This window comes from Tepidimonas sp., assembly GCF_046292505.1.
Classification (GTDB): Bacteria; Pseudomonadota; Gammaproteobacteria; order Burkholderiales; family Burkholderiaceae_C; genus Tepidimonas.
The window spans coordinates 41,322-67,504 of sequence record NZ_JBKBQX010000007.1 but is presented as its reverse complement, the minus strand read 5'-3'; the positions used below and the strand labels follow the sequence as shown (position 1 = coordinate 67,504).

Annotated in this window: 23 protein-coding genes and 1 other RNA gene; 7 read left to right on the top strand and 17 right to left on the bottom strand. The window is 64.5% G+C overall.

The window, feature by feature from the left end:
• The first annotated feature begins 4 nt into the window (after positions 1 to 4).
• Complete coding sequence (locus ACK4TH_RS05400) at positions 5 to 337, top strand: hypothetical protein (RefSeq protein ID WP_409623630.1); 333 nt, start codon at positions 5 to 7, stop codon at positions 335 to 337.
• On the opposite strand, the gene ligA is transcribed toward ACK4TH_RS05400, so the two are convergent.
• The 5 genes from ligA to dnaX form a co-directional block, all read right to left on the bottom strand.
• Positions 306 to 2,462 (bottom strand): NAD-dependent DNA ligase LigA, encoded by a 2,157-nt coding sequence (gene ligA / locus ACK4TH_RS05395; protein ID WP_409623628.1) that lies wholly within the window; start codon positions 2,460 to 2,462, stop codon positions 306 to 308. The two genes, ACK4TH_RS05400 and ligA, sit on opposite strands and share 32 nt — an antisense overlap.
• A 51-nt stretch (positions 2,463 to 2,513) precedes the next feature.
• Complete coding sequence (locus ACK4TH_RS05390; RefSeq protein WP_409623626.1) at positions 2,514 to 3,578, bottom strand: ABC transporter substrate-binding protein; 1,065 nt, start codon at positions 3,576 to 3,578, stop codon at positions 2,514 to 2,516.
• A gap of 65 nt (positions 3,579 to 3,643) precedes the next feature.
• Entirely contained in the window at positions 3,644 to 4,264 is a 621-nt protein-coding gene (gene recR, locus ACK4TH_RS05385) for a recombination mediator RecR (protein WP_409623624.1), read from the bottom strand.
• 8 nt (positions 4,265 to 4,272) lie between these two features.
• On the bottom strand, positions 4,273 to 4,605 hold the full coding sequence (locus ACK4TH_RS05380) for a YbaB/EbfC family nucleoid-associated protein (RefSeq protein WP_409623622.1): 333 nt from the start codon (positions 4,603 to 4,605) through the stop codon (positions 4,273 to 4,275).
• 26 nt (positions 4,606 to 4,631) lie between these two features.
• Entirely contained in the window at positions 4,632 to 6,428 is a 1,797-nt protein-coding gene (gene dnaX / locus ACK4TH_RS05375) for a DNA polymerase III subunit gamma/tau (RefSeq protein WP_409623620.1), read from the bottom strand.
• Positions 6,429 to 6,462: 34 nt separating this feature from the next.
• On the opposite strand from dnaX, the gene ffs reads away from it, so the two are divergent.
• The 5 genes from ffs to ACK4TH_RS05350 all read left to right on the top strand — a co-directional run bounded on the left by ffs (position 6,463) and on the right by ACK4TH_RS05350 (position 10,529).
• Positions 6,463 to 6,559, top strand: an RNA gene (gene ffs / locus ACK4TH_RS05370) — signal recognition particle sRNA small type.
• A 47-nt stretch (positions 6,560 to 6,606) separates the two neighbouring features.
• Positions 6,607 to 6,939: a thioredoxin TrxA gene (gene trxA / locus ACK4TH_RS05365; protein ID WP_409623618.1), complete on the top strand. Its 333-nt coding sequence runs from the start codon at positions 6,607 to 6,609 to the stop codon at positions 6,937 to 6,939.
• 248 nt (positions 6,940 to 7,187) lie between these two features.
• The gene (gene rho, locus ACK4TH_RS05360; RefSeq protein WP_068609535.1) at positions 7,188 to 8,453 is read left to right on the top strand and encodes a transcription termination factor Rho; all 1,266 of its coding nucleotides are present in this window, start codon (positions 7,188 to 7,190) and stop codon (positions 8,451 to 8,453) included.
• An 88-nt stretch (positions 8,454 to 8,541) separates the two neighbouring features.
• A complete protein-coding gene (locus ACK4TH_RS05355; RefSeq protein WP_409623615.1) occupies positions 8,542 to 8,796 on the top strand; it encodes a type B 50S ribosomal protein L31 in 255 nt (84 codons plus the stop codon).
• Positions 8,797 to 8,828: 32 nt separating this feature from the next.
• Positions 8,829 to 10,529 (top strand): hypothetical protein, encoded by a 1,701-nt coding sequence (locus ACK4TH_RS05350; RefSeq protein ID WP_409623612.1) that lies wholly within the window; start codon positions 8,829 to 8,831, stop codon positions 10,527 to 10,529.
• 3 nt (positions 10,530 to 10,532) lie between these two features.
• On the opposite strand, the gene phoR is transcribed toward ACK4TH_RS05350, so the two are convergent.
• The 8 genes from phoR to ACK4TH_RS05310 all read right to left on the bottom strand — a co-directional run bounded on the left by phoR (position 10,533) and on the right by ACK4TH_RS05310 (position 19,950).
• The gene (gene phoR, locus ACK4TH_RS05345) at positions 10,533 to 11,924 is read right to left on the bottom strand and encodes a phosphate regulon sensor histidine kinase PhoR (RefSeq protein ID WP_409623610.1); all 1,392 of its coding nucleotides are present in this window, start codon (positions 11,922 to 11,924) and stop codon (positions 10,533 to 10,535) included.
• On the bottom strand, positions 11,921 to 12,640 hold the full coding sequence (gene phoB, locus ACK4TH_RS05340; protein WP_409623608.1) for a phosphate regulon transcriptional regulator PhoB: 720 nt from the start codon (positions 12,638 to 12,640) through the stop codon (positions 11,921 to 11,923). Before phoB ends, phoR begins: the two co-directional genes overlap by 4 nt.
• Entirely contained in the window at positions 12,637 to 13,335 is a 699-nt protein-coding gene (gene phoU, locus ACK4TH_RS05335; RefSeq protein ID WP_409623606.1) for a phosphate signaling complex protein PhoU, read from the bottom strand. Before phoU ends, phoB begins: the two co-directional genes overlap by 4 nt.
• Before the next feature lie 24 nt (positions 13,336 to 13,359).
• On the bottom strand, positions 13,360 to 14,190 hold the full coding sequence (pstB, locus tag ACK4TH_RS05330) for a phosphate ABC transporter ATP-binding protein PstB (RefSeq protein ID WP_409623604.1): 831 nt from the start codon (positions 14,188 to 14,190) through the stop codon (positions 13,360 to 13,362).
• 63 nt (positions 14,191 to 14,253) lie between these two features.
• Positions 14,254 to 15,906 (bottom strand): phosphate ABC transporter permease PstA, encoded by a 1,653-nt coding sequence (gene pstA, locus ACK4TH_RS05325; RefSeq protein WP_409623603.1) that lies wholly within the window; start codon positions 15,904 to 15,906, stop codon positions 14,254 to 14,256.
• A 28-nt stretch (positions 15,907 to 15,934) separates the two neighbouring features.
• Positions 15,935 to 18,214, bottom strand: coding sequence for an ABC transporter permease subunit (locus ACK4TH_RS05320; RefSeq protein WP_409623601.1), 2,280 nt, complete (start codon positions 18,212 to 18,214; stop codon positions 15,935 to 15,937).
• A gap of 130 nt (positions 18,215 to 18,344) precedes the next feature.
• Complete coding sequence (locus ACK4TH_RS05315) at positions 18,345 to 18,953, bottom strand: hypothetical protein (RefSeq protein WP_409623599.1); 609 nt, start codon at positions 18,951 to 18,953, stop codon at positions 18,345 to 18,347.
• A 16-nt stretch (positions 18,954 to 18,969) separates the two neighbouring features.
• The gene (locus tag ACK4TH_RS05310) at positions 18,970 to 19,950 is read right to left on the bottom strand and encodes a PstS family phosphate ABC transporter substrate-binding protein (RefSeq protein ID WP_409623597.1); all 981 of its coding nucleotides are present in this window, start codon (positions 19,948 to 19,950) and stop codon (positions 18,970 to 18,972) included.
• A 191-nt stretch (positions 19,951 to 20,141) separates the two neighbouring features.
• Here ACK4TH_RS05310 and ACK4TH_RS05305 point away from each other — a divergent pair, with 191 nt between their 5' ends.
• Positions 20,142 to 21,626 (top strand): exopolyphosphatase, encoded by a 1,485-nt coding sequence (locus ACK4TH_RS05305; RefSeq protein ID WP_409623595.1) that lies wholly within the window; start codon positions 20,142 to 20,144, stop codon positions 21,624 to 21,626.
• A 51-nt stretch (positions 21,627 to 21,677) separates the two neighbouring features.
• Here ACK4TH_RS05305 and ACK4TH_RS05300 read toward each other — a convergent pair whose 3' ends face one another.
• The 4 genes from ACK4TH_RS05300 to ACK4TH_RS05285 form a co-directional block, all read right to left on the bottom strand.
• Complete coding sequence (locus ACK4TH_RS05300; protein WP_068609522.1) at positions 21,678 to 22,151, bottom strand: SixA phosphatase family protein; 474 nt, start codon at positions 22,149 to 22,151, stop codon at positions 21,678 to 21,680.
• A 5-nt stretch (positions 22,152 to 22,156) separates the two neighbouring features.
• Positions 22,157 to 24,244: a polyphosphate kinase 1 gene (ppk1, locus tag ACK4TH_RS05295; RefSeq protein ID WP_409623593.1), complete on the bottom strand. Its 2,088-nt coding sequence runs from the start codon at positions 24,242 to 24,244 to the stop codon at positions 22,157 to 22,159.
• Between the two features lie 126 nt (positions 24,245 to 24,370).
• Positions 24,371 to 25,294, bottom strand: a complete 924-nt coding sequence (locus tag ACK4TH_RS05290) for a UDP-2,3-diacylglucosamine diphosphatase (RefSeq protein WP_409623591.1) — start codon at positions 25,292 to 25,294, stop codon at positions 24,371 to 24,373.
• The gene (locus ACK4TH_RS05285) at positions 25,294 to 26,151 is read right to left on the bottom strand and encodes a GNAT family N-acetyltransferase (protein ID WP_409623589.1); all 858 of its coding nucleotides are present in this window, start codon (positions 26,149 to 26,151) and stop codon (positions 25,294 to 25,296) included. The genes ACK4TH_RS05290 and ACK4TH_RS05285 overlap by 1 nt, the downstream gene beginning before the upstream one ends.
• Positions 26,152 to 26,183 lie beyond the last annotated feature (32 nt).

Genomic DNA, 26,183 nt, shown 5'->3' with positions numbered 1-26,183 from the left:
CGGCATGGCCCTTTCACACGCTTGGCCCCTGATCGCAGGGTTGGTGCTGTTGATGCCGACGCTCAGCCGCGGCGAAATCCCTGCGATTTTTCGCGGCGCCGATCTGGCCGCAGGCGAGCAGCTCATCCGCCAGCACCGCTGCGCCCAGTGCCACACCGAGAAGGTGGGCGGGGATGGCAGCGGCATCTACCGCCCGCTCGGCCGCATCAACACTCCCGGCCTGTTGCGCGGCATGGTGGAGCAGTGCAACAGTGCACTCAACCTGCAGATGTGGCCGGAGGAGGTGACGGCGGTGGCGGCGGTCCTCAACCGGGATCATTACCGGTTCCGGGACTGACGGCACCGTGAGCGTCCAGCAAGGCGATCAGGCCGGCTTCGTCGAGGATCGCCACGCCCAGTTCCCGCGCCTTGTCGAGCTTGCTGCCCGCGGCTTCGCCCGCCACCACCCAGTCGGTCTTGCGGCTGACCGAACCCGCCACTTTGCCGCCCGCCGCCTCGATGCGGACCTTGGCTTCCTCGCGCGTCAGGGTGGGCAAGGTACCGGTCAGTACGAAGGTCTTGCCGCTCAGCGGCAGGGGTTCGGCCCGGGCCTCGCCATCGTACTCGGGCCAGTGCACGCCGCTGGCGCGCAACTGCTCCACCACCTCGCGGTTGTGTGGCTGCGCAAAAAAGGTGTGGATGCTGTTCGCCACCACTGGCCCCACGTCCGGCACGCGCAGCAGCTCATCCACCGACGCATCCATGATGGCATCCAGCCGCCCAAAGTGGCGGGCCAGATCGCGGGCCGTACTCTCGCCGACATGGCGGATGCCCAGGCCAAACAGAAACCGCGCCAGCGTCGTGGACTTGGACGCCTCGATGGCTGCCAGCACATTGGAGGCGGATTTGTCCGCCATGCGATCCAGCCCGACCAGTGACGACAGACCCAGCCGGTACAGGTCCGCCACACCGCGCACGATGTTGCCGTCCACCAGCTGATCGACCAGCTTCTCGCCCAGACCCTCGATGTCCATCGCCCGGCGCTGCGCAAAGTGCAGGATCGCCTGCTTGCGCTGGGCGGGACAGTACAGCCCCCCCGAGCAGCGGTGGTCGACCTCGTCCGCCTCGCGCACCACGGCGCTGCCGCAGACGGGGCAGGCCGACGGCATGACGAAGGGTTCGCCGCGCGGCTGCGGCAGGGGCGGCGCCACCGCCACCACTTCCGGGATCACGTCGCCCGCGCGGCGCACGATCACGGTATCGCCCACCCGCACGTCCTTGCGCGCCACCTCGTCGGCGTTGTGCAGCGTCGCATGGGTCACGGTCACCCCACCGACGAACACCGGCTCCAGCTTGGCCACGGGCGTGAGCTTGCCCGTGCGCCCCACCTGCACGTCGATCGCCAGCACCCGGGTGAGCTGCTCCTGCGCGGGGAACTTGTGCGCGATCGCCCAGCGCGGCTCGCGCGTCACGAAGCCCAGGGTGCGCTGCCAGTCCAGCCGATCCACCTTGTACACGACGCCATCGATGTCAAAGGGCAGCGCATCACGGCGTGCCCCGATGTCGCGGTGGTAGGCCGCCAGGGCCTCGCCCCCTTCGCAACGCCGCACCAGATCCGACACGGGAAAACCCCAGTCGCGCAGGGCCTGCAGCACCTGCCAGTGGGTCGCCTCCTCGGGACCATTGCCCAAGGCCGCGGGCCATTCCCCCACGCCATAGGCAAAAAAACTGAGCGGGCGCGACGCCGTGACGGCCGGATCCAACTGGCGCACGGCACCGGCAGCGGCATTGCGCGGGTTGACAAACGTTTTGTCGCCCCGGGCCCGCTGGCGTTCGTTGAGCGCCTCGAAATCGTCACGCCGCATGTACACCTCACCGCGAACTTCCAACCGCGCGATGTCGGCCCCCGCCCCCCGCAGGCGCAGCGGAATCTGGCCGATGGTGCGGATGTTTTGCGTTACGTCCTCGCCGGTTTCGCCATCGCCGCGTGTCGCTGCGCGCACCAGCAGACCGTGCTCATACAGCAGCCCGATCGCCAGACCGTCGAACTTCGGCTCGGCCACGTACACCACCGGCGGATCGTCCGGGCCCAACGCCAGCTCTTTGCGGATACGGGCGTCGAAGGCCAGGGCCGCGCCCGCCTCGGTATCGGTTTCGGTGCGAATGCTGAGCATTGGCACCGTGTGGCGCACCGGCATAAAGCCTTCCAGCGGGCGCCCGCCAACGCGTTGGGTGGGCGAATCGGGCGTGATCCAATCGGGGTGCCGTGCCTCGATGGCCTGCAACTCGGCAAACAGACGGTCGTACTCGACGTCCGGGATTTCGGGGTCGTCGAGCACATAGTAGCGCCACGCATGGTGATGGAGGGCGCGGCGCAAGGCCTCGGCACGCTGCCATTCGGCATCGGCCGTTCCCCCTGTGGGCAAAGCGGCGAACAGATCGGGTTGCGGGGACGGATCGGAGGCGGAGGATGGTGCGGACACGGCAGCAATTATCACCCGCGCGTCCATCCGAGCGGCGCGGCGGTACGCTTTTCAGCCCGCAGAAACCAATCGCGTGGTGTAGAGGCGTGTCGGCTCGATAGCGTCGTACTGGTGCCCCTGCGGCAATAGGCGCAAGATCCGCAAAACGTTGTGGATGGCGCGTTCGTCCACCGCGGCATCCACGGCAAACGACTCCCGGGTGTGCATGATGACGGACAGAAACGCCCCCGGGTCGCCAGCAAACCCGGCAAGGTCGGCATGCGGGGCCAGGTCCACCGGCCCGGCCGTTTGCAACCAGCGCAACGCCCGCTGGACAGCCCGGCCAACGGCCTGCAGTTCGGCCGCGTGCGATTCCACCAAGGCTGCCGGGGTGCTCAACCCCGCGCACAGCACGGGGCCGCCGAGCAGACGCAGGCTCTCACTCAAGTGGCGGGTATCCGTCACGACGCGGATGGCCCCCCGGCGTTGCAGGCCCGTCAACAGCGGGTCGCCCACGCAGACGGCGTCCACCTCGCCGAGCAGAAACGCGGCCTGCGCGTGCTGCGCCGTGGGCAAGGCAACGAACTGCGAGGCGCGCGGCTGGGCCCCATGGGCCTGTAGCACCAACCACGCAATCCGTTGGGCCAGACGGTTCGTCTGCGGCACCCCGATACGGGCCTGCTGCAATTGCTGGGACAGCTCCACGCCGGCCCGCAACGGGTGCCGCAGGCCGAAGCCCAATTGCGGCGTCCGCGCCAGGGCCAGAAACACCAGCTCCGGCTGTCCTTGCCAATGTTGCCGCAGCACGGTGTCGAAGCCCGCTGCGGTCACGCGCACGGGCAGGCGAGCCCCAGGCAGGATCTGCGGCGGCCGCTCGCTCCAGGGCTCGAATGCCACCGGCACGCCCTCGGCGGCGAAATACCCCAGACGCTGCGCCAGCCGCACCGGCAAAACCTTCAAAGGCGCGTCGGCCTGCCACTGGATCGTGACCGGATGCAGCGACGCCGCCCGCACGCGCACCGCGGCGGCGGCGACCACCGCCGCCATCGCCCCCATGCGCAAGCACCGCCGCCTGTCCATCCCCGTCGCCTTGTCACCGCCCGTGCGGGCCGTTGGCGACAGCGTACGTCGCCCCATGCGCGGCAGCCATCGGGATCTGCCCCATGCGGGAAGACCCGAACGACGCCGAGCCCGGCACCGGATCAGCGCCGATCCGCCAGCGCGTGGGCGATGGTGCCCAGGTCCACGTACTCCAGCTCGCTGCCAACGGGCACCCCGCGCGCCAGTCGCGTGGCCTTCAGGCCCAGGGCCCGCGTCAGTTCTCCCACGACATGCGCGGTGGCTTCGCCTTCGGCAGTGAAGTTGGTGGCCAGAATCACCTCGCGAACCGGCGGCTGCGCCTGCAGGCGCTCCAACAGTGGACGCACACCGATGTGATCGGGACCGATGCCATCCAGCGGGCTGAGACGCCCCATCAGCACGAAGTAGCGGCCGCGATACACCCCGGTGCGCTCCAGCGCCGCCTGGTCGGCCGGCGTCTCCACCACGCAGAGCAGGCCAGCGTCGCGGGACGGATCGGCGCACGTGGGACACACCTCCTCTTCGGAAAAGGTGTGGCACAGCGCACAGTGTCGAATGCCTTCGGCCGCCGCCTGCAGGGCCTGCGCCAGTTGCAGCGCACCGTCGCGGTCATGCTGCAGCAGGTGGTACGCCATGCGCGAGGCCGACCGCGCCCCCACGCCGGGCAGGCGTTGCAACGCCTGCACGAGCCGATCGAGCCGCCGTGAGGCCGACGGGGCCGTGGGGAACGGAGTTCGAACCAATGGCGCCGTCAGAAGGGAAACTTCATGCCCCCCGGCAGCCCCGGCATGCCGGCCGTGACCTTGGCCATACGCTCCTGCGTGGTCTCTTCGACCTTGCGCACGGCAGCGTTGAAGGCGGCCGCTACCAGATCTTCGAGCATGTCCTTGTCATCGGTCAGCAGACTGGGGTCGATGGTGACGCGCTTGACGTCGTGCTTGCCCGTCATGACCACCTTGACGAGCCCCGCGCCGGATTCGCCGGTGACCTCCAGCTGGGCCAGCTCCTCCTGCGCGCGTTTGAGGTTGTCCTGCATGGCCTGGGCCTGCTTCATCAGGCCCGCGAGTTGTCCTTTATTGAACATGGTTGGCGACTTTCGTGAATACGGTTTCAGATGGCGGCAGCGCCATCGACGGGCTGGATGCTACCAGGGACGATGGTGGCTCCGTACTCGCGCATCATGGCCTGGACGAAGGGGTCGGACAAAATCTCGGCTTCGGCTGCGGCCTGTCGGGCACGGCGCGCCGCTGCCCGCCGTTCGGCCGGGGAGTCCGGAGCCGGCCCCACCTCCACGACCAAGCGCCAGCCCTCCCCCACCCCCAAATGCTCGGCCAGGGCGGCACGCAGGCGCTCACGCGGAGTGTCCTGGGCCAGGGTGGTGCGCGGCACGCGCAGGCGCCAGCCCTCGGCGCTGCGCTCGACCAGCTCGGCTTGCAAGGCCAGCTCGCGCGCCAGGGCCTGCACACGTCCAGCCGCCTCCAACGCTTCGACCACACGCGCCCACTCGTCGGCGAGGGCGCCATCGAGCGTGACCTCGACATCGGCAGCGCACGCGGCCGACGGGGACGCTGCCGTTTCCGCTGCGGGCGGAACGTCCGCAGATGGTTCGGCGATCGGCTGCGCCGGCGCGGGCGTCGTCGTATCCGCTAGCGGCGCCGCTGGCGGTGGCGATAGCGGATTGAGCGCGGGCAGAGGTGAAGGCGATTTAGGCGGCGGTGGAGGCGGACTCTCCGGCGTTTTTTTTTCCGGCACGGCCGGGGAGACCCCTTCGAGCGGCCCGGCCACCGACCCCGACCGCTGTCCACTCGGCCCATCGCCCCAAAAGGTGAGCGCCCGCAGCAGCACCATGGTCAGCGCGGCATATTCGTCGGGCGCGAGACCCAATTCGCCACGCCCGTGCAGACACAGGCTGTAGAGCAATTGCGTGATGTCGGGGGGCAGAGCCGATGCCAGCGCCGCCAAACGCGGCTCCGGCGGCTCATCGCTCCCCGCCGAGCCCGTCCATTGCAGCACCGCCATGCGCTGCAGTGCGGCGACCAGTTCCTCGAGCGTCGCAGCGGGCGCCACGCCGTTGTGGCGCATGTCCTCCACGGCGGCCACCAACGCCCGCGCGTCTCGGCCCGCCAAAGCCTCCAGCAGCCCATACACGGGGTCGCGGTCCACCACGCCGAGCATCTGGCGTACCCCGGCCTCATCCAGACGCCCCCCGCCGAACGCAATCGCCTGATCCGTCAGGCTCAAGGCATCGCGCATGGATCCACGGGCGGCGCGCGACAGCAGGCGAATGGCCTGCGCCTCCGCGGCGATGCCCTCCACCTCCAGCACGCGCTGCAGGTGCTCGGCCACGGTGGCCGGCGCCATCGGCCGCAGGTTGAACTGCAGGCAGCGGCTCAACACCGTCACCGGGACCTTCTGCGGGTCGGTCGTGGCCAGCACGAACTTCAGGTACTCCGGCGGTTCCTCCAGCGTCTTCAACATGGCGTTGAAGGCGGTGTTCGTCAGCATGTGCACTTCGTCGATCATGAAGACCTTGAAGCGCCCCTGCACCGGCTTGTAGACCGCCTGCTCCAGCAGCATCTGCACCTCGTCCACGCCGCGGTTGGAGGCGGCGTCCAGCTCCGTGTAGTCCACGAAGCGACCTGCGTCGATCTCGCGGCAGGCGTCGCAGACACCGCACGGTGCATCGGTGATGTCGCCCTGCCCGTCCGGCCCCGTGCAGTTGAGCGACTTGGCCAGGATGCGGGAAACCGTGGTCTTGCCCACCCCCCGCGTGCCCGTGAACAAATAGGCGTGGTGCAGCCGGCGTGCACGCAGCGCATTGCCCAGCGCCTGCACCACGTGCTCCTGCCCCACCATCTCGGCAAACGTCTTGGGACGGTATTTGCGGGCCAGGACCAGATACGACATGCGGGGATTCTAGCGGTCGCATACAATGCGAGGTGACGGGCCTTCCCGCATGGTGAAGCGGCCAACCGGGTCAGGTGGGGAACCAAGCAGCCCTAACCGTGTAGCCAGTGCCGGGGTCAAGGCTCGTCACCCCCTGTATTCCGTTGACGCGAACAAGACGACCCGAGGCCCATCCACCATGGCGAGCGATCTGATCAAACACGTGACCGATGCCACCTTCGAAGCCGACGTGCTCCAGTCGGCGACGCCGGTGCTGGTCGACTTCTGGGCCGAGTGGTGCGGGCCGTGCCGCATGATCGCCCCGATTCTGGACGAAGTGGCCGGTGCCTACCAGGGCAAGCTGCAGATCGCCAAAGTCAACGTGGACGAGAACCGGGCGGTCCCCGCGCAATACGGCATCCGCGGCATCCCCACGCTGATGCTCTTCAAGGACGGCCAGCTGGCCGCCACCAAGGTGGGCGCGCTGAGCAAAGCGCAACTCACCGCCTTCGTCGAGCCCTACCTGGCCTGAGGCACCCGTTTGCCGGCCGGCGCTCGCGCGCGGCCGGCCCGCCGGCTCGCTGGCCGGCTGCAATGCGATAATATGCGTTGAAATGGCAGCGTTCCCCTTACGCTGCCGCGCTGCGGTCGTGAGATCGACCCGCCACAGCAACCCATCCAGATGCCGACACCGTCGGCTCCTCGTGATTCTTTTTTGCCTAGGCGCCCGCCCCCGCGGCGGCTCGCCGACAACGCACTCCCCTCCCGGAGTTGATCCCCATGCACCTGAACGAACTCAAGGCCCTGCACGTCTCGGAGCTGCTCAAAATGGCCGAGGCGCTCGAGATCGAGAACACGGGCCGCATGCGCAAACAGGAACTGATGTTTGCCATCATCAAGCGGCGCGCCAAAGCCGGCGAGCAGGTGTTTGCCGACGGTGTGCTGGAGGTGCTGCCGGACGGTTTCGGCTTCCTGCGCGATCCGAGTGCCAGCTACACCGCCAGCACCGACGACATCTACATCTCGCCCAGCCAGATCCGCCGCTTCAACCTGCACACGGGCGACATGATCGAGGGCGATGTGCGCATCCCCAAAGATGGCGAGCGCTACTTCGCCCTCAACAAGCTCGACAAGATCAACGGACTGCCGCCGGAGCAGAACAAGCACAAGATCATGTTCGAGAACCTCACGCCGCTGTTCCCCAAGGAACAGATGAAGCTGGAGCGTGAGGGGCTCAAGAGCGAGGAAAATATCACCGGCCGCATCATCGACATCATCGCGCCGATCGGCAAGGGCCAGCGCGCGCTGATCGTCGCGCCGCCCAAGAGCGGCAAGACCGTCATGATGCAGCACATGGCGCACGCCATCACCGCCAACTACCCCGAAGTGACGCTGATGGTGCTGCTGGTGGACGAGCGCCCCGAAGAAGTGACCGAGATGCAGCGCACCGTGCGCGGCGAGGTCATCGCCTCCACCTTCGATGAGCCCGCAGCGCGCCATGTGCACGTGGCCGAAATGGTGATCGAGCGCGCCAAGCGGCTGGTGGAGCTGAAAAAGGACGTGGTGATCCTGCTGGATTCGATCACGCGTCTGGCGCGCGCCTACAACAACGTGCTGCCCTCCAGCGGCAAGGTGCTGACCGGCGGCGTGGACGCCAACGCGCTGCAGCGACCCAAGCGTTTCTTCGGGGCCGCGCGTAACGTCGAAGAAGGCGGCAGCCTCACCATCATCGCCACCGCGCTGGTGGACACCGGCAGCCGCATGGACGAAGTGATTTTTGAAGAGTTCAAGGGCACCGGCAACAGCGAGCTGCACCTGGACCGCCGGCTGTACGAAAAGCGCGTCTTCCCGTCGATCCAGCTCAGCCGCAGCGGCACGCGGCGAGAAGAACTGCTGCTGCCGCCGGAGATCCTACAAAAGACCCGCATCCTGCGCCAGTTCTTCTACAACATGGACGAGATCGAGGCGATGGAGATGGTGCTCAAGAGCATGAAGCAGACGAAGAACAACCAGGAGTTCTTCGAACTGATGCGCCGTGGCGGTTGAAGGTTACCGGCCGTTCGCCATATAATACAAGGCTTTGCAGCAAGTGCACCGGATGGGCCGGTCGTGGCTACTGCAGCAGGAAGCGATCATGAAAGAAGGCATCCACCCGAACTACCGCGACGTCTGCTTCGTCGACCTATCCAACGGCAGTCAGTTCGTCATTCGCTCGTGCGCGCCGACCAAAGAGACCATCCAGCTCGACGATGGCCGGGAGCTGCCACTGTTCAAGCTGGAAACGTCCAGCGAGTCGCACCCCTTCTACACGGGCACGCAAAAAAGCGTGGACACTATGGGTGGGCGCGTCGAGAAGTTCCGTAACCGCTACGCGCGCGTCGGCAAGTAAGCCTTCGGGGTCGCCGGTCGCCGCCTTGCCCCGTGCTGCGTCCGCATCCCGCCCTAGTCACCGCCAAGGCCGCCCGTCGTCTACCCCGCTGGGTGCCGTGGCTGCTGATCGCCGCCTATGTCTTGCCCGGCATCCTGGGGCGTGATCCGTGGCGCACAGAGGATCTGGCTGCCTTTGCCGTGATGCTCGATATGCACCACGGCGGGCCGTGGTGGACGCCGCAGGTGCTTGGCCAACCCGCGGAGACGCTCGCATGGCTGCCCTACTGGCTGGGCGCGTTGGCCCTGGGCACCCTCCCCCTGCCAGCCGAGCTGGCCGTCCGCGTGCCCTTCGCGGGACTGTTGGGCCTGACGCTGGCGGCCACGTGGTATGCCACCTATCACTTGGCGCGCGAGCCTGCTGCGCAACCGCTGAGTCTGGCCTTTGGCGGCGAAGCTCGCCCAGTGGACTACGCGCGCGCCCTGGCGGACGGTGCCCTGCTCGCTCTGGTGGCCACGCTGGGCTTGGCAATGTTGTCGCACGAGGCGACCCCGACGGCGGCGCAACTGGGGTTTGCGACGCTGCTCTTTTATGCGGTGGCGCTGGGTCTGCGCTCCCCGTCCGACACCGCGCGCCCCGCCGTCTGGCCCAATCTGGCACTGTGGTGGACGGGCGCTTGGGGATGGGCGTTGTCGGGCGGCCCCGTGCCTATGCTGGCGGTCTCGGCGGCGGGCGTGTGGTGGTGGCGGCGCTGCGGGCGTCCCCCCAGGGTCTGGGGGATCGCGGCCTTGGGCAGCCTGTGCGCGACTGGCGTGGCGTTTGCGCTCGCCGCAGCGGCTGGTCAAACCGCCGAGCTTGTCTCTCTGCGTTGGGGGGGCTGGTCCACACTTGCGGCATGGCAGGGGCTGGGGCGGCTGCTCGCGTGGTTTCTGTGGCCAGCAGCGGCCTTCGCGCTCTGGACGCTGTGGCGTTGGCGTGGCCGCTGGCGCGCGCCGCATATCGGCTGGCCCGCGACGGTGGTGGCGCTGGTGCTGGGCATGACCTTTCTGGACGGTGGCGACGATCGCACCCTACTGTTGGCGCTGCCACCGCTGGCGTCGCTGGCGGCGTTTGCCCTGCCGACCCTGCAGCGCAGCGTCAGCGCGCTGATCGACTGGTTTGCGGTGCTGTTTTTTACCGGGGCGGCGGTCCTGGTCTGGCTGATCTGGGTCGCAATGCAAACAGGGGTACCGCCCAAACCCGCCGCCAACATTGCGCGTGCAGTCCCGGGTTTCGAGCCCGTGCTCGACGGGTGGCTGCTGCTGCCGGCCTTGGTCGCTACAGTGGCCTGGGTCGGCTTGGTGGTGTGGCGCCTGGGGCGCTATGCACCTGCCCTGTGGAAGGGGCTGGTGCTGTCGGCATCGGGCCTGACCCTGAACTGGATACTGCTCATGACCCTGTGGTTGCCACTGCTCAACTACGGCCTGGGGCAAGCTCCCGTATCACAGCGAATTGCTGCGCTGGTGGCGCCCGGCGATTGTGTGCTGGTGCACGGCCTGGATGCCGCGCGGATCGCCGGGCTGCAGCACCACGGCGGCTTGACGGTGCGGCGCATTGGGCAGGCGGACGCGCCCCGCTGCCGCTGGCTGGTGGCCTCGCCCGTAGACTTTCCGGCTCTGGCCCGCAGCGAAGATCTGTCTAGCTGGCAACTGCGCACCGAAGTCCCGCGCCTGCGCGAAAACCGCGAGAAGTGGTTGGTCTTTGAGCGGCGCTGAGGCTCAAGCCTGCTTGCGCATCCGCACCCGCGCAGGCGGAAGACGCAATCGAAACGTCGAACCGACCCCTACCCTGCTGTCGATCAGCAATTGGCCGCCGTGCCGCTGGGCCACATGCTTGACGATCGCCAAACCCAGCCCAGTTCCCCCACTGTCGCGTGATCGGCTGCGGTCAACGCGATAAAAACGCTCGGTCAACCGGGGCAGATGCTCTGGCGCGATGCCCGGGCCGGTATCGGTGACGTAGAACTCGGCCGCGTCGTCAGCCAGCCGTCGCCAGCCCGCCTCGATATGACCCTGGGTCGGCGTATAGCGCACCGCGTTGGTCAACAGGTTGCCCATGGCACTGAGAAGCTCGCCGTGCGCGCCAGCCACCTCCAGCGCCGGGCCGGGCTGAAATACGAGGGTTTGTTGACCGGTGTGCAGCACATCGGCCAACGCTTGGGCCTGGGTGGCCACATCGGTCAGCAAATCGGTGGTCGGAATCCATTGCGAATCGTCCGGAATTGGGCTGCCCTCGAGCCGCGACAGGGTCAGCAAGTCGTTCACCAGCGTTTGCATGCGCTGTGCCTGCTGCCGCATCAGTTCCAGAAAATGCGCGCGCTCGGCCTCTTGCAACGGCAAGGTTTGCAGGGTTTCAATAAAGCCAGCGATCACCGTCAGCGGGCTGCGGATTTCGTGCGAGACATTGGCCACGAAATCGCGTCGCATGGCCTCGGCCAGTTCGATCGTGGTGACGTCGCGCGTGAGCAACAGGCGGCGCCCCTTCGCATATGGAAAAATCTGGATCGCAATGCGCTGTGGATGGCCGGGCCGGGCGTTGCGGCCATCGATCTCCACCGGCTGGCTGAAGTCGCGCTGATTGAGGTAGGCGATAAAGGCGGGATCGCGCACCAAATTGCGGATACGTTGCCCCAGATCGCGTTTGGCGTCGAACCCCAGGTGCTCACCCGCCATCAGATTGCACCATTCGATGGTACCCTCTTTGCCCAGCAAGACGACCCCGTTGGGTGAGGCCTGAATGGCTGCCAGCAGCTCTTGCAGCCGCGCATTGCTCTTGCGCGCCTTGCGGTTGAGAGCCTTCAAAGCGCGCCGGCAGCGATCAACGACGTCCCCCCACACGGAGCCAACGGCTGGCAGGCGCGAGGTAGAAGGCTCACGCAGCCAGGCCAGCACGCAGCGCGCCCGCCAATTGTCCAGCGACAGCCACACCACGGCCCCCGCGAGAGCACCGAGCACCCCCCAGACCGAACCGTTGGACCACAACAGAGTCAACCCGCCCCCACCTGCCACCAGGCCGAGCAGTTCGAAGGAACGCCTCATCATCGCCGCGCCATCATAGCGAAAGCCAGGTCCCCGCAAACCGGGCGCGTCACGATGGCGCGACGGCGTCAAGCCGAACGGGCATCGGCAATCGATTCCAGCCCGCGCGGCGAAAAGCGGTAGCCCGCGCCGCGCACCGTCTCGATCAGTGCGCCCGCTGAGCCCAGTGCCTCGCGCAAGCGCTTGATGTGCACATCCACCGTGCGCTCTTCGATGAACACATGATCGCCCCAGATGCGATCGAGTAGTGCAGCCCGTGTGTGGACCCGCTCCGGATGCTTCATCAAAAAATGCAACAGGCGAAATTCGGTGGGCCCGATTTTGAGTTCACGCCCCTCGAAGGACACCCGATGGGCAGCCGCATCCAACATCAGTGCGCCCGCCTGCACCGTATCATTGACTGCTTCCGGCGCGCGACGGCGCAACACCGCGCGAATGCGCGCCAGCAGCTCTTGCGTGGAAAACGGCTTGGTGATGTAGTCGTCCGCGCCGGCATCCAAGCCCTGCACCTTGTCCGACTCCTCGGAGCGGGCGGTCAGCATGATGATTGGCACGGCTTTGGAGCGCTCGTGAGCGCGCCACTGCCGGGCCAGTTGTACACCACTCAGGCCGGGCAGCATCCAGTCCAGCAAAATGACGTCGGGCAGTACGGCGTCGATCTCGCGTTGTGCGGCATCGGCGTCGAACACGACGATGGGTGAAAACCCATTGTGCCGCAAATTCACCGCAATCAGCTCGGCAATCGAAGGTTCATCCTCGACCACCAGCACACGAGGCAACTTTCTCATCGCACCACCGACTCTACCTGCTCGATGGGGGCGTGGCGCACGTCCAGACCCTTGACGATGTAAATGATGATCTCGCCGATATTTTTGGCGTGGTCGCCAATGCGCTCGATGGCCTTGGCGACGAACAGCAAGTCCAAGCTCGGCGAGATTGTGCGGGGGTCTTCCATCATGAAGGTGACCAACTTGCGCACAAAGCCATTGAACTCGACGTCGATGCGGTCGTCTTCGCGCATGATGGCCACAGCCTCCTCCACATCCAGCCGCGCCAGCGCATCCAGTGCCCGACGCAGCATGGTGGCAGCCAACTCACTGGCCAGGCGCAGCTCGGACACCGGCAGGCGCCGGCCATAGCCGCTTTCGGCGATCGATGCAACCATGCGCGCGATGCGCGCGGCCTCGTCACCAGCGCGTTCCAGATTGCTGACGGTCTTGGAGATGCCAATCAGGAAACGCAGGTCGCGTGCGGTGGGCTGGCGCCGCGCGATGGTGGTCGACAGGTCTGCGTCGATGCTGAGCTCGAGCTCGTTGATCTCGCGCTCGGCGTCGAGCACCCGCTTGGCCAGCGCGCCGTCCTCTTCGACCAGGGCCTGCACCGCCCACTGAATCTGGCGCTCGACGATGCCGCCCATCTCCAGCACCCGTGTGGAGATGGAATTGAGCTCAGCGTCGAACTGGCTGGAGATATGCTTATCCATGGGGTACTCCTCAGAAAGTGACCATTAACCGAAGCGACCGGTGATGTAGTCCTCGGTTTCCTGGCGCTTGGGCCGAGTGAAGATCATGTCGGTGGCGTCGTATTCGATCAGGTCACCGAGGTACATATAAGCGGTGTAATCCGACACGCGCGCAGCCTGCTGCATATTGTGTGTGACGATCACGATCGTGAAGCGCTCCTTGAGCTCAATGAGCAACTCCTCGATCTTGGCGGTCGAGATCGGATCCAGCGCCGAGCACGGTTCGTCCAGTAGCAGCACATCGGGCTCCAGCGCAATGGCGCGTGCGATCACCAAGCGCTGCTGTTGCCCGCCCGATAGACTCAAACCGTTGGTGTCGAGCCGGTCCTTGACCTCGTCCCACAGCGCCGCGCCGCGCAGCGATTTTTCTACCGCCTCATCAATATAGGCCTTGTTTTTGACGCCCAGCAAGCGCAGCCCATAGGCGACGTTTTCGTAGATGGATTTCGGAAAGGGGTTGGGTTTTTGGAACACCATGCCGATGCGGCGGCGCAACTGCGCGACGTTGACGCTGAGGTCATAGATGTTGACACCCTCATGCAGGATTTCGCCTTCTATACGACAATTGTCGACCAGATCGTTCATGCGATTGAAGCAACGCAACAGCGTCGACTTGCCGCAGCCGCTGGGCCCAATGAAGGCGACCACCTTCCCCTTTGGGATGCCCATATGGATGCCGTGCAGAGCGTGTTTGTCGCCATACCAGAGGTTGAGGTTTTTCACCTCCAGCGCCTTGGGCAGAGACTCCAGCGGCGGGGCCTCATGGAAGGTCGCATGGGTTTGGACGAAAGTGGTTTTGTTGACTTGCTCGGTCATAATTATGCTCGACTTGAATGCGCAGTGCTGCGTTGTGCGGTACACGACCTCGGGGTATGAGAATCAAACGTTTTCCAGCCCGCGATATTTCTCCCGCAGGTGGTTGCGCAACTTGATAGCCGCCAAATTCAGCACCATGATCAGAAGAACCAGCAACAAGGCCGTAGCATAAACCAGCGGACGTGCCGCCTCGACATTGGGGCTCTGGAATCCAACATCATAAATATGAAACCCCAGATGCATGAATTTGCGGTCTAGGTGAATGAAGGGCACATAACCATCGATGGGCAAAGACGGGGCCAACTTGACCACACCCACCAACATCAGGGGTGCTACTTCACCTGCAGCGCGCGCCACAGCCAAAATCAGGCCGGTCATCATCGCAGGGCTGGCCATCGGCAGCACGGTGCGAATCAAAGTTTCGGCTTTGGTGGCGCCCAGCGCAAGGCTACCCTCCCGCACCGATCGCGGCACGCGAGCGAGACCTTCCTCGGTGGCAACGATGACCACCGGCAAGGTCAGTATCGCTAATGTTAGCGAGGCCCACAGCAAACCGGGCGTCCCAAAGGTGGGGGCAGGCAATGCTTCGGGATAAAAAAGACGATCAATGCTGCCACCCAACAAATAAACGAAAAAGCCCAAACCAAAGACGCCATAAACGATCGACGGCACGCCCGCCAGATTGTTAACGGAGATTCGAATGATGCGAATCAACGGACCTTGCTTGGCATACTCCCGCATATAAACCGCTGCCATGATGCCAAATGGTGTGACGATGATTGACATCACCAACACCATGGCAACGGTACCAAAGATGGCGGGAAAAATACCACCTTCTGTATTCGCCTCGCGCGGATCGTCAGTAAGGAACTCCCAAAATTTTCTGATGTAATGGGTAATTTTTTGCGCCAGACTCATGGCATTGGCTTGGTAGACGTCTGCCACCAGCGCCAATTTGATTTCTGCTTGCCGCCCATCCGCCACTTCGGCGACCAACGTGTCGCGACCAATCTCTTCACGCAGCTTTTGTAATCGCTCTTGAAGATGGGCAAACTCGGCGTCCAACGCTGCACGTTGCTTCGTCAGTTCGGCCTTGTACGCTTCGTCAAGACGACCTTGTAGTTGTGCCTTGCGCTCACGCAACCGGAGCTGTTCGATGCGATAGTTGACATCACCGATATCATATTTCTCGATCCGTAGGATCTCACGGAACAATTTCTGTGCGCGTTCCACGCGAGCCTTCAGTTCAGGCCAGGCTTCACGTCCTTCGACGACGATACGATCGGCTTCTTTGACGGCCTTCAGATGACCGTAAAAATTACCCCATTCATGCCGCTCGACCGTGAGAATGTCTGGCGGGTAAGTCAACTCGCCCAGTAGAGGTAGCGGAAACCAACGAAAGTCTTGCCCAGTCAAGTCCCGGTTGCCCAGCTTGATCAATACCCGATCGACAAAAGGCTGAGTGGTCTCGATCTTGAACCCGGCTTCCAGCAGACGGCGCACTGCTACCTCTTCGCGCTCGCGCAGCTCACCGATGACGCGCACTGTTTGGTCCCCATCCCGGTATGTCGTCTCCAGCACCGCTTTGGGCCAAAAATGGGTCAATCCTTTGGCTGCCGTCATCCACAGCACAAAAACTACTGACAGCACCGACAAGGCCACCGCACCTGCGGTCATCCAGATCCAGGGTGAGCCCGATTTGAGCCAATCTTTCATGGTTGACATCCTGTTCTCTCAGTCGTCGTCAAATCGTTTGATAGCGCTGGCGCAGTCGTTGCCGCACCAATTCTGCCAGTGTGTTGACCACAAAAGTAAAGCCAAACAACACCAGTGCAGACAAGAACAATAGACGGTAATGTGTCTCGCCAACCCCAGCCTCTGGCATCTCGACACCAATGTTTGCAGACAGCGTTCGAAAGCCTGTAAATATGCTGAAATCCATCACGGCGGTATTGCCTGTCGCCATCAGCACGATCATCGTTTCACCTACGGCGCGACCCAGACCGATCATGACAGCAGAAAAAATACCAGGACTGGCTGTCAACAAAACCACACGTGTAAGCGTTTGCCAAGGCGTGGCGCCCAGTGCCAGTGACCCTGTTGTCAAATGTTTTGGAACAGAAAATACCGCATCCTCTGCGATCGAGAATATGGCGGGCGTAACAGCGAATCCCATCGCAATACCCACGACCAGGGAGTTGCGTTGCTCAAATTTGATGCCTGCAACATTACTGAGCCAGTTGGGCATATCCCCCCCAAAGAGCGCTGCCTCTATAGGGTGGCCAATCGCCAAACAGGCCCAGATCTGCAACAACAGCACGGGAATCAGCAAGGCAGCTTCCCAGCCCGGAGGCACACGCAGCCGCAGACTATCTGGTAACAGATGAAACAGCCACGCCGCGATAAAGAATGCCAACGGGAAGGTCAGGATGATCAAGAGAACACCCGCCAGGTTGTTCTCAACGAATGGCGCCAGCCACAAACCGGCAAGAAAACCCAGAATCACAGTCGGCAAAGCCTCCATCACCTCGATCGTCGGCTTGACGAATCCGCGCACCCGGGGGGACATGAAATACGCCGTGTAGATCGCCCCCAGCAAGGCCAGCGGGACTGCCACGATCATGGCGTAAAAAGCGGCCTTGAGCGTGCCAAACGTCAGTGGGGTCAAACTAAATTTTGGCTCGAAATCCGCATTGGCTGCCGAAGATTGCCATACATAGGACGGCTCTTCATAGCTTTCATACCAGACTTTTTGCCAGATGGCATAGAAAGAAACTTCTGGATAGTCATTTTCCACATGGGCAACGTACACTTTTCCGGCTGCATCTTCTGCAATATATGCATTGCCACGTGGAGGATAGGCGAGGCGAACCAGGGGCTGGTCGGACAGCGCACGCACAAAGAGTTGACGCTTGGACGTTGCAAAATAACTACCCAGGTTGCCTTGGGTGTCGCTCGCCATGAAGCCCTTGCGATGGTATTCGGGCTCCAGGGTTACAATGGCCGAGGGCATGGGTTCAAATTCGCGAATCTGGGTTAAACGAAAACGCGTCCCCTCCTCGCGAACAGGAAACCATTGGATGATTCGTCCCCGATCCGTACCCACGATCAGAGAAAAGCCTCCAGACAGCATGGTGATCGCTGTAACGCGCTCTCCCTCTGGTACCAGTTCCACTTTCTCCAGCAGCACGGGGGCAGCTTTGTCAGTAATGTCATATCGCCATAGCTCGCGCGCGCCAGCCAGCACATACATCTCGCGCTGTTTGAACTCGACCGCGATTTCTCGGATATCGGACGGTGCAGGCAAGACTTCACCGCTTCGCGCCTCCACCGTCTCGGCCCCTGTAATAGGGTTGCGCTCTACTGCAATTCCGCTGATCAGAAGTCGATTGTCTTCAGTGGCGCCAGCCAGTGTCGTACCATCACTTCCAGACTGCATTGCCAGATGGATGATCGCACGCCCTTGAGGGTCCAGGACGATCGGGTCTTGACCGGCAGGATACTCGATCTCGGGTTCGATGATCCGACGGGCATCGCTGTCAAAACTGGTCTTGAAACCTACACGGGCTACCACCACGCGGCCGTCGTTCAGGCCGTACGCCAGCGCGCGCGATGAGCGGTCGCCGACGGCCGTTGCACTCACCTGCGCACCTTCAGGCAGTGCAACGCGTTGGCTGGCTTGCCGCTCTCCTTTCGAGAAACTGGCGTAGACCACTTCGCCATCGGTTTGTATCCGAACCACTTCTTCGAGCAGCTCGTCGGCTTGCAACGCGGCGACCTGGCCGCTCGGGCCGGGTGCGGCGTATTGCGTAGCGTGGTCCACGGTGGGTGGCGTAAATAGCGGCACCACGACACTGGCCAAATAAAAGAAGATGGCCGACACGGCAACGATAACGCCAAGGCCTCCCACTGACATGAGTTGTTTGAATGAACGATCAATCCACAGGCGACGCCCCATGGCGCGATCGACGCTGGCGGCAACCAGGCTGCGGGTATCGAGTTCAGAAGCTTGGGTTGAACGCATGACGTGTCCGTTGCGACGACGAGTTCTCTGGGACCTGCAAAAGGAACGAATAGGATCAAATGTCGCTGATTATCAAATCAGTGGGGCTGGCGAGCATCAGACTTCGCCAGCCCCGATGCGCAGGCAGCGATCAACCACCCTTACGCAAACGTTGGAAGTGCTGCATGCGGGCTTCAGGACGCCCCTTGGCAAAGCCTTGTTTGTCCACTACCCACACGATGGTAGCCCCGTTAGGACCAGCCCCGATATCAGTGAAGGAATATGGGACTTCACCGTGTGCGGCAAACTCCAGCAAATCCTTTAGTTGGCCAAAGACATAATAGCGGCCGTTTTTGTAGACTTCGCCATAAAATTCTTTCGAGGGCACGAGTTTGGCATCGAATACCAGTTCGGCCAAGCTGGGTTTGCCCGATTTGATATCTTCGCCGGTGACGCCAAACACGACAGTGCGACCGTCTGGCCCTGCCCCGATGCGGGTGCGCGTCAAGGCCACCTCGCCATGCGCCAGGTAGTCTTTATACAGCTTAAAGCTACCGAACGCGTAGTAGCGGCCGTCTTCAGGCAACACCACATAGAATTCATTTGCTTCTGCAGTGACGGCCGGCGCGGCTGCGGCAGCAGATGCCCCGGTTGCAGCGGGTTTAGCGGCTTCAGCCTTCGGAGCGGGCGCGGACTGCGTCGCACAGCCCGCCAAAACGACGGCTGCAGCAGCCGCGCCCATCCAGTACAGAGGATTCATGGCTGGGCGCTCCCGATTATTTGCTCAGGTCGTCGATGGCTTTTTTGGCCATCGCGGCAGGCATGGGAACAAAGCCATCCTTGACCACCACCATCTGGCCTTGCTGGGACAGCACCATTTTGAAGAACTCGCGCTCCAGCGGCGGCAGAGGCTGATTGGGTTTCTTGTTCACGTAAATGTAGAGGACCCGTGCCAGCGGATAGGTTCCGTCGATGGCGTGAGCGGCATCCGCCTCAACGAACGGCTGCCCTTTCTTTTTCGACAGCGGAATAGCGCGCACGCCAGAGGTCTTGTAGCCGATGCCAGAATAGCCGATCGCATTGAGTTGCGTGGCCACCGACTGCACCACGGAAGCGGAGCCGGGCTGCTCAGCCACGTTGCGCTTGAAGTCCCCCTTGCACAGCGCCACATCCTTGAAGTAGCCGTAGGTGCCCGAAACCGAATTGCGGCTGTACAGCGCCATGTCGCGGTTGACCCATTCGCCTGTCAGGCCCACCTGACCCCATTTGGAGATATCGTTCGGAAAGCCGCACTTGCGTGTGCTGGAGAAGAGCGCATCCACTTCCTCGATGCTCATGCCCTTGATCGGGTTGTCTTTGTGCACATAGACGGCCAAGGCGTCGATGGCCACCGGCACCGGGTGCGGCTTGTAGCCATGCTTCTTTTCGAAGCCTTCCACCTCTTTGGCCGACATCAGACGGCTCATCGGACCAAAGTTGGAAGTCCCCTCAGTCAGCGCCGGCGGCGCGGTGGAGGAACCCGCTCCCTGGATCTGGATGTTGACATTGGGGTACAGGCGCTTGAACTCCTCGGCCCACAGTGTCATGAGGTTGTTCAGCGTGTCCGACCCAATGCTCGTGAAGTTACCCGAGACACCCGCCGCTTTTTCGTACTTGGGCAGTGCAGGATCGACTTGTGCGGCTTGAGCCATGGCTTGTTGGGCCGTGAAGCCCAGCGTGATGACGCCCATCAGCGCCACGAGTTTCTTGAGTTTCATCGGAAACACTCTCTCAATAGAGGTTGAACGGGTCCGGCTGCCTTGTTCGACAAACCGCTGCGCAGCATAGGCGCCCGTCGTGACAGTTTCGTGACATGACAATTTTGTCGCAACGCCGACCGGCTGTGCTGTCTGGCTGCTCCGCTCTGGTATGCTGGCTGTCCGTATCCCACGACAGATCGACGCCTCGCATGCATGATGGAACCCTGCTGGCCGCACTGGACCTCGGCTCGAACAGCTTTCGCTTGGAAATCGGGCGCTACCAGGCCGGCTACATCGAACGCGTCGAGTACCTGAAGGAAACGGTACGGCTCGGCGCGGGCTTGGATGCGAACAAGACGCTGAGCCTGGTGGCGATGGAGCGCGGCTGGGAATGTTTGGCGCGCTTTGCCGAAAAACTGCGCACTTTCGAGCGCCGCCAGGTGCGCGCGGTAGCCACCCAAACACTGCGCGAAGCGCGCAACCGCGATGATTTTCTGGGCCGAGCGCAGGCGATTCTGGGCTTTCCGATCGACGTCATCGCCGGCCACGAAGAGGCACGGCTGATCTACCAAGGTGTATCGCACCTGTTGCCACAGTCGGACGAACGCCGCCTGGTGGTGGATATCGGAGGGCGATCGACCGAGGTGATCCTGGGCCAGGGTTATACCCCGCAGCGCATGGCGTCCTACAGTCTGGGCAGTGTGGCCTGGTCGACGCGGTATTTTCCCGGGGGGCGAGTGACCGAGGCAGCCCTGCGCAAAGCAGTGGTGGCAGCCAAGGCCGTGGTGGACGAAGCGTTGGACCTTTTTACGCCGGACGCTTGGGATGCCGTCTACGCCTCTTCGGGTACGGCGGGGGCGCTGGCTGAGATTCTGGCACTGGCCGGCTTTGCGCCAGGTGTGATCACCCGCGAGGGGATCGACTGGGTGGCCGATCGGCTGGTGCGAGCCGGTCATGTGGATGAGGTGCGTCTGGACGGTCTGAAGGATGATCGTCGGCCGGTGCTGGCCGGCGGCCTGAGCGTGTTGCTCGCGCTGTTCGAACTGTTCGACTGGACCGTGGTCAACCGCGCGCAAGGGGCGCTGCGCCAGGGCGCTTTGTACGATTTGATCGACCGGGCGTCGGACCAGACCGATGTGCGCGAGCGGACCGTGCGCTGGTTGGCGCAAAAGTTTTCCATCGATGCGGCGCAGGCGGAGCGTGTGCGCCGTGTGGCCACTGGTCTGTTCGAGCAAGTGGCCACCCCCGACCCGCGCAACGGCCGCTATTCGCAAAAGCTGGCGTGGGCTGCGCGCCTGCACGAAATTGGCGCGCATATCTCCCACACCAGCGCTCACCGCCACGGAGCGTATATCCTGGACCATGTGGATGCGCCGGGGTTTTCGCTGCCTGAGCTGCACCGCATGAGCCTACTGGTGCTGGGTCAACGGGGAAAACTGCGCAAGCTGGAGCCGCACTTTGGCGACGAGCTGTTCATCAAGCAGCTGCTGTGTCTGCGCCTGGCGGTGCTGCTGTGCCACGCGCGCAAAGATCCGGACGTCGCGGCACTGCGGCTGCAGTATGCCTCGCGGCAGTTCCGGCTCACCACGGTGCCCGGGTGGGCCCGGCAGTACCCGCAGTCCGCATGGCTGCTGCAAGAAGAAGCCGACGCCTGGGCGAAGACCGCGTGGCGTCTGACGGTGGACCTGCGCTAAACAAGCCGGTGCGCTGACCGCGCCTGCCGAGCAGGACGCGGGTTCAGCGCCTCAAAGCAGCTCCGGCGACTGCACGCACAGCAGCACGGTTTGCCAGCCCTGGTGGCGTTCTCGGCGGCGCAGCCACCAGACCGCGCCCTTGCGGATCGAGCATTCGCCGCTTTCGATGCCCAGCAACCCCGCCACGACGCGGCCCAGGGTCGGCTGGTGCCCCACCACCAGAGCCGGGTGGCGCGCATCGGGCCACTGCACCACGTTCAGCAGCCCCTGCGGCGTGCCGTCGGGGGCCAGCTCATGCCGGACGCGGTAACGCCGCCCGAGCGCCAGCACCGTCTGCTCCGTGCGCACGGCGGGGCTGGACCAGATGCGGGTGCCCTCCGGCAGCTGGCGGTCGAGCCATGCCGCCATGCGCGCGGCCTGCTTCTCGCCCTTCGGCGTCAGACGGCGCGACAGGTCGTCACCGCCGCCCTCGTCGGTTTCGTCCAGGTCCTCGGCTTCGGCGTGTCGCCACAAAATCAGGTCCATCCGGTTCACCCTTTGGTGCCGTAGCGGCCCATCAAGCTGGCCTGCGCCGACGGCAGACCGCTGCCGCGCGCGGGCTTGGCCGCCAGGGACGCGGCCTTGACGTAGTTCCCATCGGGCTGCAGCACCCACGCGTCGCGCTGATCGGCCAGATACAAATGCAGGCACTCGTCCATGATGCGGGCGCGCAGATGCGGATCGGTCACCGGCCAGGCCAGCTCGACGCGGCGCAACATGTTGCGGTTCATCCAGTCGGCGCTGGACAGCCACAGCTCCTCCTCGTCACCGCAACAGAAGTAAAACACCCGGGAATGTTCGAGAAAGCGCCCGATCACCGAGCGAATGCGCACGTTGTCGGTGTGGCCAGGCACCCCCGCGGGCAGGATGCACGCCCCGCGCACGATCGCCTCCACCTGCACACCGGCCTGGGAGGCGGCCACCAGCGCCCGCGCGAGCGGCTCGTCCGTCAGGGCGTTCATCTTCAGGATGATCTGCGCGGGCCGGCCCGCCTTGGCTGCGGCAATGGCGGCATCGATGCGTTCCAACATCCGTTTGTGCAGATGGAACGGCGCCATGAGCACCTTCTGCAACCGCGGCAGCCGGTTCTGGCTGGCCAGGTGGCCAAAGATGTGGTCGACGTCGGCGGTCAGCGCCTCGTCGGCGGTGAGGTAGCTGAGGTCGGTGTAGACCTTGGCCGTGCCCGGGTTGTAGTTACCGGTGGAGACGTGGGCATAGCGCACGATGCGCCCGTCCTCGCGCCGGGTGACGAGCAGCATCTTGGCATGCGTCTTGAGGCCGACGATGCCATAGACCACTTGTGCGCCGACCGACTCCAGCCGCTCGGCGTGGTTGATGTTGGCCTCCTCGTCGAAGCGGGCTTTGAGCTCTACCACCGCGGTGACTTCCTTGCCGCGGCGCACCGCCTCGCGCAGCAGCTCGGTCATTTCGCCGCGCGAGCCGGTGCGATAGATGGTTTGCTTGATGGCGAGCACTTGAGGGTCTTCCACCGCCTCGCGCAGGAAGGCCAGCACCGCGTCGAAGCTCTCGAACGGCTGGTGGATGAGCACATCCCCCTGCTTGAGCCGTTCGAAGAACGACTGCCCCGGCACCAGCGCCACCGGCCAGCCGGGCGTAAAGCGCTCGAAGCGCAGCGCCGGGGCGTCGATCAGGTCCACCAACTGGTTGAGACGCACCAGGTTCACTGGGCCCGCCACGCGGTAGAGGCTCTCGGGCGGCAGATTGAATTGCTCGAGCAAAAAGCCCGCCAAAAAGTCGGAGCAACCGGCAGACACCTCCAGCCGCAGCGCCTGGCCGTAGTGGCGCTGCTGCAGGCCCAGCCGCAGCGCGGTGCGCAGATTTTTGACTTCTTCCTCATCCACCGCGAGGTCGGAGTGGCGCGTGACGCGAAACTGCGAGAACTCCAGCACCGTCCGCCCCGGGAACAGATCGGCCAGATGGGAGCGCACGATGCTGGAGATGGAGACGAAATGCTGCTGCTTGGAGCCCTTGACCCCCGGCATCGGCACGAAACGCTTGAGCGCCCGCGGCACCTTGACGATGGCGATCTCGTTTTCGCGCCCGAAGGCGTCGCGCCCGCCCAGCCGCACGATGAAGTTGAGCGACTTGTTGGCCACCTGGGGGAAGGGGTGGGACGGATCCAGTCCCACCGGCAGCAGCAGCGGCTGCACCTCGTTGACGAAGTACTCGCGCACCCAGCGGCGCTGGCGCGGATTGCGCTCGCCGTGCGAGATGATGCGGATGCCGCGCTTTTCCAGCGCGGGCAGCAGCTCGTCGTTGTAGATCGCGTACTGCCGCTCGACCAGGGCGTGCACCCGCTCGGTCAGGGCGCGGTAGGTATCGACCGTAGCCGCACCCCGCTGCTCGTTGGTCAGCCGGGCCGTGTGGTGCGGCGCGAAGCGGACCTCGAAAAACTCATCCAGGTTGGACGACACGATGGCCAGGTAGCGCAGGCGCTCCAGCAGCGGAACGTCGGAGCGGCAGGCCCAATCGAGCACGCGCTCGTTGAAGGCGAGGATGCTCTGGTCGCGATCGAGAAAAACGTGGCGATGGACGGAGTTCAAGGCAGCGTGGGACATGGTCGAAGACTGGGGCGTGACCGGGTGCCGAAACACCCGGTTCAGCCTACCATTATTTCCACCTTGCGCGTCAACTTGATGACAACGCCATGACGCACACCGCGCTGCACGGACTCGGATATGGGTTCAGGCGCGCGCACGGCGGGCGACGGACCCGGGCGAGACAGGGACGGCCACCCGTTCTTGCGCCCAATGGACGATCTCCAACCGACCATCGGCGTGTTCCACCAAGGCGCTAAGGCTCTCCACCCAGTCACCGTCGTTGCAGTACAACACACCGTCGATGACACGCATCTCCGGCCGATGGATGTGGCCGCAGACGACACCGTCCAGCCCGCGGCGGCGTGCCTCGTGCGCCAGCGCCTCCTCGAAGCGGGTGATGAAGCTCACGGCCGACTTCACGCGGTGCTTCAGGTACTGCGACAGCGACCAGTAGGGCAGGCCCATGCGAGCGCGCCACGAGTTGACATGGCGATTGAGGCGCAGCGCCCACTCGTACAGCGTGTCGCCCAGGTAGGCCAGCCATTTGGCATACTGGATCACGCCGTCATACAAATCGCCGTGCGTCACCCACAGGCGGCGGCCATCGGCGGTCTCGTGCACGACCTCCTCCACCACATCCACCCCGCCGAAGGGGTGCCCGACGAACTCCCGCACGAACTCGTCGTGGTTGCCGGGGATGAAGATCACCTGGCAGCCCTTGCGCGCGCGGCGCAGGATTTTCTGCACGACGTCGTTGTGGCTCTGCGGCCAGTACCAGCGCCGGCGCAGCTGCCAGCCGTCGATGATGTCGCCGACCAGGTACAGCCGGTCACACGGGTGGGCCTTCAGGAACGCCAACAGCGCCTTGGCCTGGCAGCCGGGCGTGCCCAGGTGCAGGTCGGAGATGAACACCGCGCGCAGGCGCTCCCTACCCTCGGCGGGATGGTCGTCCTCGTCGGGCTCGAGCCGGCCCCCTTGCCGCGTCACGGCCGCCCCGCCTGGCCGGGCACCGCCCGCCGCGTCCGGCCACTGGGCCGTCCGCCCAGCCACAGAGTCGCTGCGCAGCATCAGGCCCCCAGCAGGTGGCGCCGGTAGCGCGGCGGCAGGTCAGCCAGCCGCATCATCATCGGCAGGTCGGCGGTGTTGAAGTCCGGGTCCCAGGCCGGCGCGCCCAGCACCTTGGTGCCCAGGCGCAGGTAGCCCTTGACCAGCGCCGGCGGCTCCACCGGCAGGGTGTCGTCCAGCTCGTGCACCGGCAGCGGCAGCCGCGGCGTGACGTGGAACTCCACCGGCGCCAGATGGCGCTCGCGCACCTGGCGCCAGATGCTGGCTGCGGCGTGCCCGCCGCCGGCCATGCCATGCGGACCCTCGTAGTGCATTGGAATGCTGGCGCAGCCGATCATCACGTCCAGCCGGTTGCGCACCATGAAGTCTGCCAGCGCCCCCCACAGCGCCATGATGACGCCGCCGTGGCGGTGCTGCGGGTGCACGCAGGAGCGCCCCAGTTCCACCATCTGCTCGCGCAGGCCCCGCAGGCGCGTCAGGTCGAATTCGGTGTCGCTGTAGAAGCAACCGACGCGCTTGGCCTGCGCCGGGGTCAGCACGCGGTAGGTGCCGATCACTTCACCGCTGTCGGCGTCGCGCACCAGCAGGTGCTCGCAGTAGTCGTCGAACAGATCGATGTCATGCCCCGGCAGCGGCGTGCGCAGGCGCGCGCCCATCTCCTCGGCGAACACCGCGTACCTCAGGCGCTGGGCGGCACGCACGTCGTCGAGGTGGCGCGCCCACGCCACCTCCAGCCGCGCAGCGGGCGCAGCGGCAGCATCGGCCGCGCGCGCTGGAAGCAACCTCCCGGCCGTGCGGCCCGGGGTCTGGCCCCCAACCAGGGTGGACAGGTGCAGCGTGGGCGTCGGAAGCTCTTTCATCGGGCGTCATCTCCGCTTGGGTGGCGGGCGGC